This is a genomic window from Bacillus sp. 22475 (assembly GCF_052044835.1).
Lineage (GTDB): Bacteria > Bacillota > Bacilli > Bacillales > Bacillaceae_G > Bacillus_A > Bacillus_A cereus.
The window spans coordinates 222,624-237,433 of record NZ_JBQENW010000003.1; the positions used below are offsets into that span (position 1 = coordinate 222,624).

The window sequence follows — 14,810 nt, forward strand, 5'->3', positions numbered from 1 at the left end:
TCTACCCTTTTTCCAATTCTTCTTTCATCTTATCATTTCAATATAGAAAGGAGGAATTAATATTGAATTATCTCTTACTTCGTTACAATAAACCTATTTTTATTAGACTGTGTGGTGAATTATTAACCCGAACGACTGAATCTATGTTAGCTATCATTATGATTATTTACGTTAATAAAATGTTAAACGGCAATGTAATAATAACTATGCTGATTTTCGGATTACAGCCACTTTCAGACATTTTATTTACACTTATTGCTGGAGGAATTACTGATAAATATGGCCGAAAAAAGATTATGTTACTCGGCTTATTGCTACAAAGTGTTGCAATCGGTAGTTTCGTTTTCGCTCAATCCATTTTTATATTTGCACTGTTATATGTCATTAATGGCATTGGCCGTTCCTTATATATTCCGGCTCAACGTGCACAAATTGCTGATTTAACAAAAAAAGAGCAGCAAGCAGAAATTTTTGCTCTTCTACAAACGATGGGAGCAATTGGATCCGTAATCGGCCCTTTAATCGGTGCAAGTTTTTATAATACTCACCCAGAATATTTATTTATCGTGCAAAGTGTAACCCTTACGATATATGCCGTTGTTGTTTGGACCCAGCTCCCAGAAACCGTTCCGACTATAAGTAAGACGAAACAAACAATTGAGGCAAGTTCACCAAAGCAATTTGTTTTTAAACATTACGCCATATTCGGTCTTATGTTTTCTACACTTCCTATTAGCTTTTTTTATGCACAAACTGAGACGAATTATCGTATTTTTGCAGAACATGTATTTCCTAATCTCGTATTCATACTCGCATTTATTTCAACATGCAAAGCCATTTTGGAAATCATTCTACAAATCTTCCTCGTAAAATGGTCTGAACGATTTTCTATGGCGAAAATCATCCTTATTTCTTATACCTGCTTTACAATAGCTGCAGTTGGCTTTAGTTATTCAACGACGATATTGTCGTTATTCTTCACCTTACTCTTTTTAGTCATTGGAGAAAGTATTGCTCTAAACCATTTATTACGATTCGTTTCAGAAATTGCACCTCATGATAAACGTGGTTTATATTTTTCAATTTACGGTATACATTGGGATATATCTCGAACGTGTGGACCAGTTATTGGTGCAGTTTTATTAAGTAAACTAAGTGGTAGTATGCTTTTTTATATTTGCGCTTGCTTCTTATTAGTTGGGGGCATCGTTCAAGCACTGTTCGTTCAACATTTGGAACGTAAAAAAATCGTGAACCATCCTACACACAATTTATAAGTTACTACTTTTTCAGTAGATCAACATTTCTTATTGGATGCATGCTAAAAAATAAAAGTGAAGTATTTCACATATGAAAGGAAACGTTCCTTGTTTACAACTAAAAACACCTCACTTAAAGAAAGTGAGGTGTTTTTGAAATCACTTAATTTCTTATCCTGCCATTTTATTAATACTATCCTCTGGTGAAAACACGGAAATATGATCTACCTTACCAGTCGATTTTGGAATGACAAATTTTAACTCATACTGGTTATTTACTTTGTATACATATATTTTGTCTTCACCATTCCCTTTAACTGAAGATGGTTTTCCTAACGCTTTTTCAATTTCTTGTAATGTAATCGATTTTAGTTCTGCATGATATGAGCGTACATCAAAAACTTGTGACCCTTTATTAAATCCGAAAACAACATTTTTATTTGTAAAAGTTGCATACATTCCATTCCCTGCATATTCGATTTTATTTGCTTTCCCCCACGCTTTTTCAATTTCTTCAATATCCCCTGTATGGGCTCCAAATGGTATATTAGGTACTTTTCCTTCTTTTGCTAGTTCAAACAAATCTTTAACGTGGTTAATTGATTTTTGATTAAGTGTTCTATCTTTCGAATCTGGCTCAGGTGATGGTTTTCTTGTTTTTTCATTACTTGGTTTTGCTTCAGGATTTTTCTGTTCTTCTGAAGAATTGCTTTGTTCATTTTTATTATTTTCCAAGGTTGGATTTGTTTCCTTTTTTTCGTCTGTCCCATTACATGCTGCTAGCGCAAACATACATGCTAAAGCCAAAAACAACATGACTATTTTCAAATACCCTTTCATCATTTCCCCCCTATTGCATCTTATTCATTTCGATAACCAACCCATTACACTACTTTTCAAATTATGTTTGTTCCAAAAAGTCAGTGCTTCATTCTCTCCAAAGGCTTGTACAAAATATGTTACAAAAGCTGTTCCTAAAAAGTAACCAAGTCTGTTATATCCGAAGTAACTACCTCCTGATAAACGGAACCATTCTTTCTCTTTTTCATCTGTCCATCCTTCAACATAATCTTTTAAAAAACGTTTCTTTATTTTCTCTTCATTTTCTTTATAATATTGTAGCCATGGATCACCGTCACTATTATATGAGTAGTAAACAGACTCATTTAAATCTTTAACGATTTTTTTTGATAAATAAGTTGCAACACCTTCACGATACAAACTTACCGACGCATCGATCCATTCAGCCCTAGTCCAATCCATTCCAGTATTTTGTAGCATAACATTATGATATATATGACCTATTTCGTGAGCAGCAATAACACGAAGATGATTCAAATCTGGAGATAATTTTTCTGCCGCAAAAAATATGTCTCCAATGATTTCCCTTTCTACAAATGCATTTGAACCAAATCCTCCAACGAATAAATGGAATTTCATATTTACATCAAAGTTATATTTATTACGATATTCATTTGTTACCTCTTGAATAATGATTGGTAATGATTCTGCAATAATACGAATATCTTCTATTTTTGCGGGATATTGTTTAATGGCATTAGAAAGACGTTCTTTCGTTTTAGGACAATGATACTTAAAGTATTCTTCAAATATCTCTGAATGCGAAGTAAAGTATCGATTAAGGAGTTCTAATTCTAAATCGTCACTTTCCCATAATTTTAAAAAACTTGGAATTATATTGTTAATCACTGTATTCATCTCCTTATTTAAACCTTCTCTTCTCAATGATAATATCCTCTATCTATAGCTGAAAATATGCCGTCACAACAGCTCCTTGAAACAGAAAAAAACCAGTAGGAAGTGATTGCTCTTTTCCTACTGGTTGAAATGAAATTAAACGGTAAATCTTAGTTTCTTAAAAAATGTAGCGATAGTGCTTTTTACAGTTTCAAAATTATAAGCAAATGTATTATCTCCACTTAATGATGAAATACATGTTAAACCTGCAGCTTTAATAAAAGCTTTTACATCTACAAGCATAGAATTAGCCTCCATGAATTTAATTACAATCATTATAACAGGTGTTTTACGATACTAACATGAAAGTAATAAATAATCCTACTTAATAAATAAATTTCTATTATTAATTTATCCCGCTATTTGCCGGGCAGTAAGATCCCCACGTCGAAGCAAAGAAGTTAGATGGGGGTAAGGGCTGCCCGTAAAAGCCCGATTGGTAGGGCTAATAATCAGCGGGGATGAACCCCCCACTGATTAAAGCTTCACTTTATTTAGCTCAAAGTACACCATTTCAATGTCATATAAAAAAGCTGCCCCAAAAGGACAGCTTTAAATATGTATATTACACTTCGATTGACTTACCGTCTTCAACAATATGATAAAGTAAGTGAGCTAAATGATGAATTGGACCATATTCTTCCTCTTCCTCATCTGTTTCACCTTGGTATTCCAGATCATTTAAGTATAGTGCTAAAAATTGATAGTATAGTTTTAAATCAAATCCATAACACGCAGTTGGTTCTTCATGATCTCCTTCATATTGTAACATTAAGTATTGATCATTTCCTTCTGCATCTTCTGCATCAAAGAATACGAAGAAGCCAACGTTTGTGTCTAAATCAAATAAATGACGAGTACCTTTTTCAGTTGCTTTATTGAAGTCCTCTTCACTTAATTTATGTACTGTTGTCGCTTTTGCATTATCTTCTTGATGGAAATTTACTGTAAATGATTTCAATGCTGACACCTCCTGATTGTATAATACTAGCATAACATATAAAAAGGACTGCTTACAAATGTAAACAGTCCTGCTACATTCATTTCCGCATTGCTCGTAGTAAAAAACTCACAATGAAGATCAAAATAACCGCACCAATTAAAGCAGGAATGATTGCAAATCCGCCTATTACAGGACCGAAACTACCAAGTAATTTCGTACCAATCCAAGAACCGATAATACCAGCAATAATATTACCAATTACACCACCTGGTACATCCCTTCCAGTAATTAAGCTTGCAAACCATCCTAATAAACCACCAACAATTAAAGACCAAATCATATAATAACCTCCTTTATATTTAACCAATCAAAATATAATTAGAAACAATTGCTTACCATTAGTTATGTGACATTTTTCATAAGTTATTCATGCTGCTCAACTATAAGATTTTTGAGAATAATACACACCGATAAACTATTTTTCGAACTAACGATTTATCCGACTTGTTATTACACACATTAAGGACAATCTGGCTTCAATATTGTTCGCATAAACTCTTCTTTAAAAGCAGGATAGTTAAAACCAACAGCAATTCTCTGAATCGGCCGATCATCAAACCTTGTTGGTTCAGCTATTTTTCTAAAGTCAGCTACACTTTGGCCCCTAGTAACATCATTTGTCGTACTAATCCACACTGCCGATTTTTTATATTCGAAAATACTATCGTTTATAAACGAGACAAACGGTAGTAAATCGTGTATGGGACTTCCACCAATACCTGGATATTCTTTTTTATAAAAATTCTCATAATAAAAATCAATCATTGGTTTAATGAGTTTCGCCTGTCCAGTTCCTTGTTTATCTATTATATTGGCCATTTCAGGCGTAATAAGCGCACCCTGTGTTACATTTAACGGGTATATAGTAGCGTTTTTCGCATATTTCATAACAATATTTGCTGCAATTGGATCACCATAAAAATTCGCTTCAGATACTGGTGTAACATTACCTGGAAATAGGAAAGCACCGCCCATTATATAATACGAACAAATACGATCCATTATATTTGGATACAATAAAAATAACGTAGCAAGCGTCGTTAGTCTTCCTGTCGCCACAATTATAATATCTTCTGGACAAGGTTCGATTAATTTGATTAATTCACAAAAATTTTCTCGTTTACAAATTCTCATTTCAGGTGGAATAATAGGACCTAAACCGTGATCCCCATGGATTTCAGGGAAAAACAAAGGTTCTTCAGCTGTCATCGGCCTACTCGCACCTTCAATAATTTTCACTTGTGTAGCATAGTACCTTTCTAAAAAATAAACATTTTCCGTAACGATATCTCGTGATACATTCCCGTACTCTGCAACAATACCTAGAATATCTAATTTACATGTTTTATTTGCATAAATTAACGCTACGGCGTCATCAATACCAAAGTCTCCAAAAAAGATGATTTTCTTATTAACTATTCTCACCCCTCTTCAGAATAATCTACTATTATTATTATGTGAAAAAGACAAGGCGGTGAAACAGCGCAAACTAAAAAAGCCGCCTATTTATTGGCGACTTCAATCTTTTTATAAGACAAATATGCTAGTACATTTTTACTTGAATCGTATTTCGGGTTATTTCCTTTTCTTGGCTCTCTCATATGTGTCTTTTCAAATCCAGGAATGTCTGGCATTTTCCCCATAAATTCAAGCATTTCTTCCTCAGTACCTTCAATGCGTACACGAATCATAATAACTATTCCTCAATTCACAGTTTCTCTGTACTAAGTATATCGTACTTCAGAAAGACTGCAACACATTTATCTTTTTAATGTTGTACTTTTTTTACATATAAACATAGCCATTTCAGTATAGAACGAATCTACTTTATTATTTTTAAGTTGAATATTAAAATATTCCTTCATTTCGTTTGGTGCTTTCATCATACATTCTGTTAATTTTTCACGCTTTTGTACAGGGACATCCATCATATTACACCACCAGTCAAAATCAAACTTCTTATCAAAAGTAAGACATGACTGCATTTGCAAACCGTTTTTTTCTAATAAAGTAAGCCATTCTGTCTTTTTTAGAGCTCGTTCATGACTTGGGTCCCGCTTCTTTTCTATAAAATTATAAAATGTATCATATTCATTATTTTCTGGCGAAACATTATCTATTAAGATGAATAATCCATTATCCTCCAACGTACGATTTACTTCATAAATAAATTGAGCCGGATTCGTAAAATGATGGGCTGCAATCCGGCATGTAATTGTATCAAAAAAATGATCTGCAAATGGTAAATCCTCTGCGTTTCCTGCTACAAAAGACACATTTTCATGACCATTCTGCTTTATAAAACTTTTTGCTTTTTCTAACATTTGTTCTGTTAAATCAAGTGCAACTACTTCTTCAAACATAGGTGCTAACATATTCGCAACATGTCCTCCACCAGTAGCAACATCAAGAAGACGATTATTATGGCGAGATTCAACTTGTTGAACTACATGCTGTAAGTCCTGTCCTTTAGCATGTATTTTACTATTCACATACTTATCTGCATTACTGCCAAACTGTTTTTTCACAAGCTCCTCTTTACTCATTTTATCATCTTCTTTCTATTGTAATTTACATATACGATTCATATAATTATTACAATTCTCTTCATGTATTTTCAAATCCTCTTTTCATCTCACTTCTTATCGTGCTGTCCTATCATCAACATAATATAAATTTTACTTTTACTATTAAATAAAAAAGGCTACGGGAACTTCTCCCCTAACCTGATTAAATATTTATTACATTTTTATTTCTTCATATACGTCTATATAATATAAATCCTCTTTCAACTTCATAATAACATCTACTTCGTTATAAGTAGCCTCACGAGCATGTAATCCAAATTGATCCATACCAATCCATATCCATCCAGGTGTATGATATAAAACATCTATGTTAAAATAATCTAATTTAGTAAGCTCCGATGTAATAAATTTATCTTTATTAGCGATTTGTTTATCTAGTAAACCATATTCTTTTCCATTTTCAAATAGCGATATAAATTTCCCTACAATCGGATGTTCACGAACAATAAAATGATATTCCTTTTCCTCTACATTTGCCACAATCAAACGAGAAACAGATAAATCAGCCCCCGAATTCGACATATTTGTTTATTCACCTCCTTATATAGGTTTCTTCATTATAATAACAAATGAATATTCAAATCAGATTAATATAATGTAAAAAATAAAAAAGCTGACTTCCCTTTAGAAATCAGCCTTTATAATTTGATCAACTTTATACTTTTACAAATTATTATAATGTTTCTTTTTCCTCATCATTTCCGGAAACTAAACTTCCTATAGCATCTGCTGTTACTTCCACTACAAATTCACAAATACCTGCTACAACTTCTCCAATTACTTCATCCATCTTTTTACCCCCTTATTTTATGTAACTTATTTGTAGTATAGAAGAAATTGGTGAATGTAAACTATCGAAAAAGGTGACATAAACCTTACAGAATTGTAAGCTCTTTCATCACTTTACGTACCCCCTTTTGAAACTCCAAGTATTTTTAGCAGACATATAGGCCATCATAATATGAAGCAAGTAATAATCAAGTGTCAGGAGGCGTTTAATATGTATTACGTAAAATTAATTAAAGGTCAATCGTTCTACGCTTTTGATCATCGTTTCTTAGTGTCTGAAGAAGAAAAGGTTTCAGAGAAAATCTATAATTACTTACGACGTAATGAATTTTTTGAAGTACGTAAAGAAGAATATTCTGCTTAATTACAAAAAGCATTAAGAAAAATATCATCTTATTGTGATATATTCTTGATGCTTTTATGTGAATTTCTTCTTTCAATAATTGTTGTTGACTCTATTAAATAATCTAGTATTTGTCCAAGCTAATTCTTCACTATTTTCATATTCTAGTATATGAGGAGGTGAAGAATATGACTCATATCATTGATTACCAAGCTACTCAACCTATAAGTAAAACTGGTGAAACAACTTTTGCAATCCCAGCTTCTCCAAATAAAGCAATTTTAGCAAATTTGAAATTGAGAATTTCAAGTAGAGATTCACGTAATAATCGAGTAGAATTAATCGCTACAATTGGTGTAGAAGGTATAACTGGGACTTCACAAGTTTTATTCCGAATTTTTCGTGATAATATTGAAATTTTTAATGCACAAGTAGGTATTGAATCTACAGATTCTGAACAATTCTACGTACAAACATTTCAAGCTATAGATCAAAACGTTAGCAGTGGAACACACGAATATTCATTAACTGTAGAAAACCTTACTAGTGGTGCAAGCGCAGAAGTTGTTGGCCCACTATCTTTTAGCGCTTTAGCTATTGGACAAGAGCGTAGATGTTGCTAAGTGAAATTAATTTTTAATTTTGTACTTTGTAAAAGCAAGACGTAGTTATACGTTCTTGCTTTTTTATTTTCGCTATTTTTAACCATATGTCTTTTACATTTCAATTGCTTATTTCATCAATTAACGAATCAAATTTTCGGCAAATCAAAAAGATTGAAATCCAATTATGAAACACGTAATATAGACTCTGACTCTAAAAAAGTTCGTATGAAAATAATACATAAATAAGGAGGTTTTATATACGAGTTTTTCATTTTAAAAGACGGAGAGGTTTTATGTTATGTGGCGTAATAAAAACGTTTGGATTGTTTTAATTGGGGAGTTTATTGCAGGTCTAGGCTTATGGCTTGGTATTCTTGGCAACCTTGAATTTATGCAAAAATATGTCCCTTCTGATTTCATGAAATCAGTTATATTATTTATCGGACTATTAGCCGGTGTTCTAGTTGGACCTATGGCTGGCCGTGTCATCGATCAGTATGAGAAGAAAAAAGTTCTTCTTTACGCTGGGTTTGGTCGAGTTTTAAGTGTTATCTTTATGTTTTTCGCTATTCAATTTGAAAGTATCGCATTTATGATTGCATTTATGGTTGCTCTTCAAATTTCAGCAGCATTTTATTTCCCTGCATTACAATCTGTGATTCCACTCATCGTAAGTGAGCATGAGTTATTACAAATGAACGGTGTACATATGAATGTTGGTACAATCGCTCGTATTGCAGGTACTTCACTAGGTGGAATTCTTTTAGTTGTGATGAGTTTACAGTACATGTATGCCTTCTCAATGGCAGCATACGCCTTATTATTCCTCTCGACTTTCTTCCTGCAATTCGAAGATAAGAAATCAACAACACCAAGTAAACAAGCTGCAAAAGATAATAGCTTTATGGAAGTATTTCGTATTTTAAAAGGAATTCCTATTGCTTTTACAGCACTTATATTAAGTATTATCCCTCTTTTATTTATAGCTGGGTTTAATTTAATGGTTATTAACATTAGCGAAATGCAACATGATCCTACGATTAAAGGGTTCATATATACAATTGAAGGAGTCGCATTTATGTTAGGTGCCTTCGTAATTAAACGTCTATCTGATCATTTCAAACCTGAAAAATTACTATATTTCTTCGCAGTTTGTACTGCTTTTGCACACCTATCATTGTTCTTTAGCGATATAAAATGGATGGCTCTTACATCATTTGGTTTGTTTGGGTTTAGTGTTGGCTGCTTCTTCCCTATTATGTCGACGATTTTCCAAACGAAAGTTGAAAAAAGTTATCACGGTCGCCTCTTCTCATTCCGTAATATGTTTGAGAGGGTTATGTTCCAAATCGTCTTACTTGGCACAGGGTTCTTCTTAGATACAATTGGGTTACAATATATGGTTCTCATCTTCGGGGTCGTTTCATTATTGATTATTTCTATTTCCCTTTCTAAGCAGAAACATTATGAAAAACAACATTCGCAATCTGCGAATTTATAAAATAAACAAAGAAGTATGGATATAATATTGAATCCATACTTCTTTGTTTTATAATACGCCTATTTATTACGTTTATTGAAATTATCTAAAGGAGTATCCCTCTTTTATTTCGAATAGATTATAAAGAGTACTCTTTATAAAAGGAGTGGTAAAATGTCTGATGGCATCCAAGTATTTATTGTCCTGCTCTTTGCAATTGCGCTGTTTAGCATCCTAAACTTTTTAGCCATTTCCTTATCTCGACATAGTTTAAAAAAAAGAATCGTGGCAGGTTTCATATTTTTACTACTGACTCCCATTATCTTTTTGACTATCGCAACATTTGCTTCTATATTCGATAAAGCAGGATTTGGCGCAGGTACGTTAGCCTTTATGATCGCAAGCGTATATATATTAAATGGAATAGTGCTTCTGCTTTCCTCTTTATTTATCCTCAAAAAAGACATAACATAGGCTATGGTACTAGCATGAATCTGACTTTACACTAGATTCATGCTTATTTAATTTCTCCTAAATTTTTATATGAAATTAAATAATTCTTTAAAAAAATTTAAACTTTATTTATTATAATATCCCTATCGTATTCGCACGTTTATTCAAATTTAAAAGAAAGGAGCACAAAATGAAAAAGGTTCTACTTACAATTCCTATACTAATCATCCTACTGAGTGGATGCAGCAATAACGATATATACGGTTCTTGGGAAGTCGTTGACAATAAAAATGGTGAATGCCCTGTATATTATAAATTTGAAACAGTTGTCAAAAAAGAAAATAAAGAGGAAATTGTGCAAAATTTAGTAGAAATGCAAACCACAAAGAATAAAGACGATTTATATAAAGGCTCATTTGTCAAAAATTCTAATGTATATCACATTGATTATGGTAATTCATTTACATCAGAGCAAACTTTAAAAGTTGCCGACGGTACATTAAATGTATACTTTTTGACAGTTGAAAAATTATGCACATATAAAAAGAAATGATTACATTTCAGAGGAAACGCAGAAAATATTTTCTGCGTTATTTCACTTTAGAAATCTTCCACAAATACTTAATAAAAACTATAAAATAACTTAAGTTATATAAAATGAATCCTATAATAGACATTTCAATTAACACGTCTACGCTATTTACATCGATACTTTTCAAAATAGGCTAATCCTTCCTCTAAATTTGTCAATCGTTTTAATTTTCATAAAAAAATGATAAAATATAAACATGTGTTTTCAGAATAATTAAAAACGCAGAATGAAAGCACTGTTTTAGGAGGGGTTTTGATGACTTACACGTTAGCAACTAGAATGAAAGCATTCCAATCTTCTATATTTAGTGAATTAGGAGCCTATAAAAAAGAAAAAATTGCAGCAGGTCATAACATGATTGATTTGAGCATCGGAAATCCTGATATGCCGCCCGCTGATTTTGTAAGAGAAACAATGGTACATACAGCGAGTGAGAAAGAGAGCTACGGGTATACATTATCAGGTATTCAAGAATTTCACGAAGCTGTAACTGAATATTACAACAACACTCATAACGTTTTATTAAATGCGGATAAAGAAGTTTTATTATTAATGGGTTCACAAGACGGGCTCGTTCATTTACCTATGGTTTATGCAAATCCAGGTGATATTATATTAGTTCCTGATCCAGGATATACAGCTTATGAAACAGGTATTCAAATGGCTGGTGCAACATCTTACTACATGCCTTTAAAGAAAGAGAATGATTTCTTACCAGACTTAGGAGTCATCCCTGAAGAAATTGCCGATCAAGCGAAGATGATGATTTTAAACTTCCCAGGGAATCCCGTTCCAGCAATGGCTCATGAAGATTTCTTTAAAGAAGTAATCGCATTCGCGAAAAAGCATAATATTATCGTTGTCCATGATTTTGCTTATGCTGAATTTTATTTCGATGGTAATAAGCCCATTAGCTTCCTCTCTGTACATGGTGCTAAAGAAGTTGGTGTAGAAATCAATTCTTTGTCAAAAAGTTATAGTTTAGCAGGTAGCCGTATTGGATATATGATTGGAAACGAAGAAATTGTTCGTGCACTTACTCAATTTAAATCTAATACCGATTACGGTGTATTTTTACCAATTCAAAAAGCGGCATCTGCAGCACTAAGAAATGGCGCTGTATTTTGTGAGAAAAACCGCGATATTTATCAAGAACGGAGAGATACTTTAGTTGATGGATTCCGAACATTTGGCTGGAATGTCGATAAGCCAGCTGGTAGTATGTTTGTCTGGGCTGAAATTCCACAAGGATGGACTTCTCTAGACTTCGCTTATGCATTAATGGATCGTGCGAATGTCGTTGTTACACCTGGTCATGCATTTGGACCTCACGGAGAAGGCTTCGTACGTATTGCACTCGTTCAAGATAAAGAAGTGTTGCAACAAGTTGTTGAAAACATTAGAAATAGCGGCATTTTCACTCTTGAAAAAGTAAATGAATTAGTTAAAAATTAGTTCCCACTCCCCTGCTTAAATTTAGCAGGGGTATTATTAATTGGAGGTACTTTCATATGCATATTAAAGACACTCTTCCCCATCGTTATCCATTTTTAATGACTGATAAAGTAACAAATGTAAAACAAGGTGAATCCGTTACAGGATATAAACTCATTACAAATAACGAATGGTTTATAAATGATAGTCAAAAACATATGCCTCATATGTTAATTGTAGAAGCACTTGCTCAGCTTAGTGCATTTGTACATACAAGTGATTCTGAAGGACTAGGATTCCTCTCCTCTTTAGATGGAGTTGAATTCCAAGGAAAAGCATATCCCGGTGATAAACTTGATTTACATTATGAACTAACGCGCAATCGCCGAGGTTTTGTTCTTGGTAAAGGTATTGCAACTGTAAACGACCAGCCTATTGTAACTATAGAAAAACTATTAATATATCAAGCAGATTAAATTGTTCCTTATATCAGTTGGGAATATCTATTCTCAACCAATTAAAAATAAATAGGAAAACATATTACGTAGTTAGGAGCAGGAAAATGGAACGTACTATCGGTATCGATGCTGGAGGCACATTAACGAAAATAGCTTATTTTAACGAAAAAAGGCTATTAACTTTTGAAAAATTTTATTCGCATGAACAACATAAAATAATAGATTGGATTAAAAGCAACAATGGCATAAAACAAATATGTATTACGGGTGGTAAATCGAAACTATTACAGCAACTGCTTACAGGTTCATATAAAATAATAGAGCTAAACGAATTTGAAGCTACTCTTGCAGGTGTCCAATACATATTAAAAGAAGAAAAACATGCTATACGCAATTTTATTTTAACCAATATCGGTACAGGTACTTCTATCCATTACGTTTATAATGAACAATATATTCGCGCTGGTGGAACCGGAGTTGGCGGTGGGACTATTATGGGACTTTCAAAATTGTTAACAAATATAGATCATTTTGAAGATGTAATCCCTCTAACAAAAGTAGGATCTAGAAAAGAACTAGATATTACGGTTGGAGATATTTATGGTGGTATTCTTTCCCCTATCGATAATAACTTAACTGCTAGTAACTTCGGAAAAACAGCCATTACAGAATCAAATAATAGTAGCTCCGATATACTAGCTACTGTACAAGGACTTGTCGGTGAAGTCGTTACTGCATTAAGCCTTCAATTCGCTGAAACAAAAAACATTAAACATATTATTTATATTGGTTCGACTTTATGTAATAACGTACAACTTCAACATATTATTAGTAGCTACACCGAATATCAAAATAAAACACCAATCTTTTTACAAGATGGTGGTAATAGCGGTGCAATTGGTGCATTACTTCATGCTACGAAATAAAAAGCTGACTTTTGTCAGCTTTTTAGAAATGGCACTTCAAATTCAATAATTGATTCCCCGTTCTCTCCAATTCGCTCCACGCTTATTCTATCAATCACACAATTTAACTTCCCATGAAAACTAGCAATCTCCTTCACTACTTCAGCAGCTAATTCGGCACTCTCTTTTCTTCCGACTGTTACATGCGGGATGTACGGAATGTCTTCTTTCAAAAATTGTAATAAAGGTCCTGTATATAGAATATTATGTAGTTCCTCTATTTGTTCTTTCCCCTTTTCAACTCGTAAAAACAAATATTCTCTTTCACTTGTAATTTGATTCTTAAATTCAATTTCTATATTCTGTATCGGTTTTGATACATTTATAATATGTAATTTCAGCTCATCATTTGAAATCGAACTTTCAAATGGGAATACAATTGTAATATGCGGTGGAATTAATCCAAATAAAGGATCATGTTTTTGCCTAATGTCCTCGATTTCGCTAATGAACATGTTGTTTAGAAAAAGTAAAATTGTACGCATTTTTATCCCCTCAACTTTTCCTCATTATAATATGTATCATATTCTATGACAGCCTGCCCTTCAACAACTTGTTTTGCTTACCTGTAAAAATAAAAAAACTTCTCAAATGAGAAGTTTTCATATAGCATGATTATTATTTTCCCGCCAAACTTTTCTAAACTTTATATAACAGGCAATTCTCCAAGGAAAAATATACGATACTGCAACAACATAAAATAATAAACCTATTGTTTGCTGATCTAAGTCAACAATATATTTTCTTGAACCGTATCTCAAAACGACAATTGCAATAAAAGTAATTAAAAAAGCTGCACTTTTTTTCGTATAAATATTCCCATCATCTCTTCGTTCATAATTTGTTAATACTATAAGCGGCACAGCAAAAAGTACACCAATGAATACCGCTATAATTACTTGCAATATAGCTGGATGTACGGGACCTAAAAACCATACAATACCTGGTGTTAAAAATAGTAATGGCCATAAAATACGTTTTCCCGATCCCTTTATTGGCTTATGCATGGAGCGATAACGACGCCAAAATATTAGTAGTGCAATGCATAAAAAGACGGTTATTAGTGAGGACGTGTCTCCCATA

General features: G+C 32.8%; 20 protein-coding genes. 9 read left to right on the plus strand and 11 right to left on the minus strand.

Annotated elements, in window-relative coordinates:
* The first annotated feature begins 62 nt into the window (after nt 1-62).
* The gene (locus ACTJJY_RS07420) at nt 63-1,277 is read left to right on the plus strand and encodes an MDR family MFS transporter (RefSeq protein WP_098127925.1); all 1,215 of its coding nucleotides are present in this window, start codon (nt 63-65) and stop codon (nt 1,275-1,277) included.
* Nucleotides 1,278-1,430: 153 nt separating this feature from the next.
* Here ACTJJY_RS07420 and ACTJJY_RS07425 read toward each other — a convergent pair whose 3' ends face one another.
* From ACTJJY_RS07425 to ACTJJY_RS07465, 9 genes are all read right to left on the minus strand, one after another.
* Entirely contained in the window at nt 1,431-2,102 is a 672-nt protein-coding gene (locus ACTJJY_RS07425) for a YjgB family protein (protein ID WP_141241039.1), read from the minus strand.
* 21 nt (nt 2,103-2,123) lie between these two features.
* Nucleotides 2,124-2,978, minus strand: coding sequence for an Hsp33 family molecular chaperone HslO (locus ACTJJY_RS07430; protein WP_144465356.1), 855 nt, complete (start codon nt 2,976-2,978; stop codon nt 2,124-2,126).
* Between the two features lie 135 nt (nt 2,979-3,113).
* Nucleotides 3,114-3,260, minus strand: coding sequence for a hypothetical protein (locus ACTJJY_RS07435; RefSeq protein WP_000959551.1), 147 nt, complete (start codon nt 3,258-3,260; stop codon nt 3,114-3,116).
* 322 nt (nt 3,261-3,582) lie between these two features.
* A complete protein-coding gene (locus tag ACTJJY_RS07440) occupies nt 3,583-3,978 on the minus strand; it encodes a hypothetical protein (protein ID WP_000834885.1) in 396 nt (131 codons plus the stop codon).
* Nucleotides 3,979-4,057: 79 nt separating this feature from the next.
* Nucleotides 4,058-4,300, minus strand: coding sequence for a GlsB/YeaQ/YmgE family stress response membrane protein (locus tag ACTJJY_RS07445; RefSeq protein ID WP_000638310.1), 243 nt, complete (start codon nt 4,298-4,300; stop codon nt 4,058-4,060).
* 179 nt (nt 4,301-4,479) lie between these two features.
* Complete coding sequence (locus ACTJJY_RS07450; protein WP_001223685.1) at nt 4,480-5,445, minus strand: nucleoside hydrolase; 966 nt, start codon at nt 5,443-5,445, stop codon at nt 4,480-4,482.
* A gap of 77 nt (nt 5,446-5,522) precedes the next feature.
* Nucleotides 5,523-5,711, minus strand: a complete 189-nt coding sequence (locus ACTJJY_RS07455; protein ID WP_000621885.1) for a DUF3970 family protein — start codon at nt 5,709-5,711, stop codon at nt 5,523-5,525.
* A 69-nt stretch (nt 5,712-5,780) separates the two neighbouring features.
* Nucleotides 5,781-6,566 carry a class I SAM-dependent methyltransferase gene (locus ACTJJY_RS07460; protein WP_000031312.1) on the minus strand — a complete coding sequence of 262 codons (786 nt, stop codon included), beginning with the start codon at nt 6,564-6,566 and terminating at the stop codon, nt 5,781-5,783.
* 195 nt (nt 6,567-6,761) lie between these two features.
* On the minus strand, nt 6,762-7,130 hold the full coding sequence (locus ACTJJY_RS07465; protein WP_095690694.1) for a hypothetical protein: 369 nt from the start codon (nt 7,128-7,130) through the stop codon (nt 6,762-6,764).
* Nucleotides 7,131-7,608: 478 nt separating this feature from the next.
* On the opposite strand from ACTJJY_RS07465, the gene ACTJJY_RS07470 reads away from it, so the two are divergent.
* The 8 genes from ACTJJY_RS07470 (at nt 7,609) to coaW (ending at nt 13,688) form a co-directional block, all read left to right on the plus strand.
* On the plus strand, nt 7,609-7,761 hold the full coding sequence (locus tag ACTJJY_RS07470) for a YqbF domain-containing protein (RefSeq protein ID WP_000291907.1): 153 nt from the start codon (nt 7,609-7,611) through the stop codon (nt 7,759-7,761).
* A gap of 167 nt (nt 7,762-7,928) precedes the next feature.
* A complete protein-coding gene (gene exsC, locus ACTJJY_RS07475) occupies nt 7,929-8,363 on the plus strand; it encodes an exosporium protein ExsC (protein WP_095690692.1) in 435 nt (144 codons plus the stop codon).
* 280 nt (nt 8,364-8,643) lie between these two features.
* Nucleotides 8,644-9,846, plus strand: coding sequence for an MFS transporter (locus ACTJJY_RS07480; RefSeq protein ID WP_000269265.1), 1,203 nt, complete (start codon nt 8,644-8,646; stop codon nt 9,844-9,846).
* Between the two features lie 153 nt (nt 9,847-9,999).
* The gene (locus ACTJJY_RS07485; protein ID WP_095690691.1) at nt 10,000-10,299 is read left to right on the plus strand and encodes a hypothetical protein; all 300 of its coding nucleotides are present in this window, start codon (nt 10,000-10,002) and stop codon (nt 10,297-10,299) included.
* A gap of 169 nt (nt 10,300-10,468) precedes the next feature.
* Nucleotides 10,469-10,831 (plus strand): hypothetical protein, encoded by a 363-nt coding sequence (locus ACTJJY_RS07490; RefSeq protein WP_095690690.1) that lies wholly within the window; start codon nt 10,469-10,471, stop codon nt 10,829-10,831.
* A 294-nt stretch (nt 10,832-11,125) separates the two neighbouring features.
* Nucleotides 11,126-12,325 (plus strand): LL-diaminopimelate aminotransferase, encoded by a 1,200-nt coding sequence (locus ACTJJY_RS07495; protein ID WP_000222704.1) that lies wholly within the window; start codon nt 11,126-11,128, stop codon nt 12,323-12,325.
* Between the two features lie 56 nt (nt 12,326-12,381).
* A complete protein-coding gene (locus tag ACTJJY_RS07500; protein ID WP_065484095.1) occupies nt 12,382-12,780 on the plus strand; it encodes a 3-hydroxyacyl-ACP dehydratase FabZ family protein in 399 nt (132 codons plus the stop codon).
* Nucleotides 12,781-12,866: 86 nt separating this feature from the next.
* Nucleotides 12,867-13,688, plus strand: coding sequence for a type II pantothenate kinase (gene coaW / locus ACTJJY_RS07505; RefSeq protein WP_440605323.1), 822 nt, complete (start codon nt 12,867-12,869; stop codon nt 13,686-13,688).
* A 14-nt stretch (nt 13,689-13,702) separates the two neighbouring features.
* Here coaW and ACTJJY_RS07510 read toward each other — a convergent pair whose 3' ends face one another.
* A complete protein-coding gene (locus ACTJJY_RS07510) occupies nt 13,703-14,212 on the minus strand; it encodes a 2'-5' RNA ligase family protein (protein ID WP_053564188.1) in 510 nt (169 codons plus the stop codon).
* 117 nt (nt 14,213-14,329) lie between these two features.
* Entirely contained in the window at nt 14,330-14,809 is a 480-nt protein-coding gene (locus tag ACTJJY_RS07515) for a CcdC family protein (protein ID WP_089171274.1), read from the minus strand.
* Nucleotide 14,810 lies beyond the last annotated feature (1 nt).

What these genes read in the sequence shown, in the direction of transcription:
- ACTJJY_RS07425 (WP_141241039.1), bottom strand. Translation starts at nt 2,102, where the DNA reads ATGATGAAAGGGTATTTGAAAATAGTCATGTTGTTTTTGGCTTTAGCA.
- ACTJJY_RS07430 (WP_144465356.1), bottom strand. Translation starts at nt 2,978, where the DNA reads ATGAATACAGTGATTAACAATATAATTCCAAGTTTTTTAAAATTATGG.
- ACTJJY_RS07435 (WP_000959551.1), bottom strand. Translation starts at nt 3,260, where the DNA reads ATGCTTGTAGATGTAAAAGCTTTTATTAAAGCTGCAGGTTTAACATGT.
- ACTJJY_RS07445 (WP_000638310.1), bottom strand. Translation starts at nt 4,300, where the DNA reads ATGATTTGGTCTTTAATTGTTGGTGGTTTATTAGGATGGTTTGCAAGC.
- ACTJJY_RS07455 (WP_000621885.1), bottom strand. Translation starts at nt 5,711, where the DNA reads ATGATTCGTGTACGCATTGAAGGTACTGAGGAAGAAATGCTTGAATTT.
- ACTJJY_RS07460 (WP_000031312.1), bottom strand. Translation starts at nt 6,566, where the DNA reads ATGAGTAAAGAGGAGCTTGTGAAAAAACAGTTTGGCAGTAATGCAGAT.
- ACTJJY_RS07465 (WP_095690694.1), bottom strand. Translation starts at nt 7,130, where the DNA reads ATGTCGAATTCGGGGGCTGATTTATCTGTTTCTCGTTTGATTGTGGCA.
- ACTJJY_RS07470 (WP_000291907.1), top strand. Translation starts at nt 7,609, where the DNA reads ATGTATTACGTAAAATTAATTAAAGGTCAATCGTTCTACGCTTTTGAT.
- exsC (WP_095690692.1), top strand. Translation starts at nt 7,929, where the DNA reads ATGACTCATATCATTGATTACCAAGCTACTCAACCTATAAGTAAAACT.
- ACTJJY_RS07480 (WP_000269265.1), top strand. Translation starts at nt 8,644, where the DNA reads ATGTGGCGTAATAAAAACGTTTGGATTGTTTTAATTGGGGAGTTTATT.
- ACTJJY_RS07485 (WP_095690691.1), top strand. Translation starts at nt 10,000, where the DNA reads ATGTCTGATGGCATCCAAGTATTTATTGTCCTGCTCTTTGCAATTGCG.
- ACTJJY_RS07490 (WP_095690690.1), top strand. Translation starts at nt 10,469, where the DNA reads ATGAAAAAGGTTCTACTTACAATTCCTATACTAATCATCCTACTGAGT.
- ACTJJY_RS07495 (WP_000222704.1), top strand. Translation starts at nt 11,126, where the DNA reads ATGACTTACACGTTAGCAACTAGAATGAAAGCATTCCAATCTTCTATA.
- ACTJJY_RS07500 (WP_065484095.1), top strand. Translation starts at nt 12,382, where the DNA reads ATGCATATTAAAGACACTCTTCCCCATCGTTATCCATTTTTAATGACT.
- coaW (WP_440605323.1), top strand. Translation starts at nt 12,867, where the DNA reads ATGGAACGTACTATCGGTATCGATGCTGGAGGCACATTAACGAAAATA.
- ACTJJY_RS07510 (WP_053564188.1), bottom strand. Translation starts at nt 14,212, where the DNA reads ATGCGTACAATTTTACTTTTTCTAAACAACATGTTCATTAGCGAAATC.
- ACTJJY_RS07515 (WP_089171274.1), bottom strand. Translation starts at nt 14,809, where the DNA reads ATGGGAGACACGTCCTCACTAATAACCGTCTTTTTATGCATTGCACTA.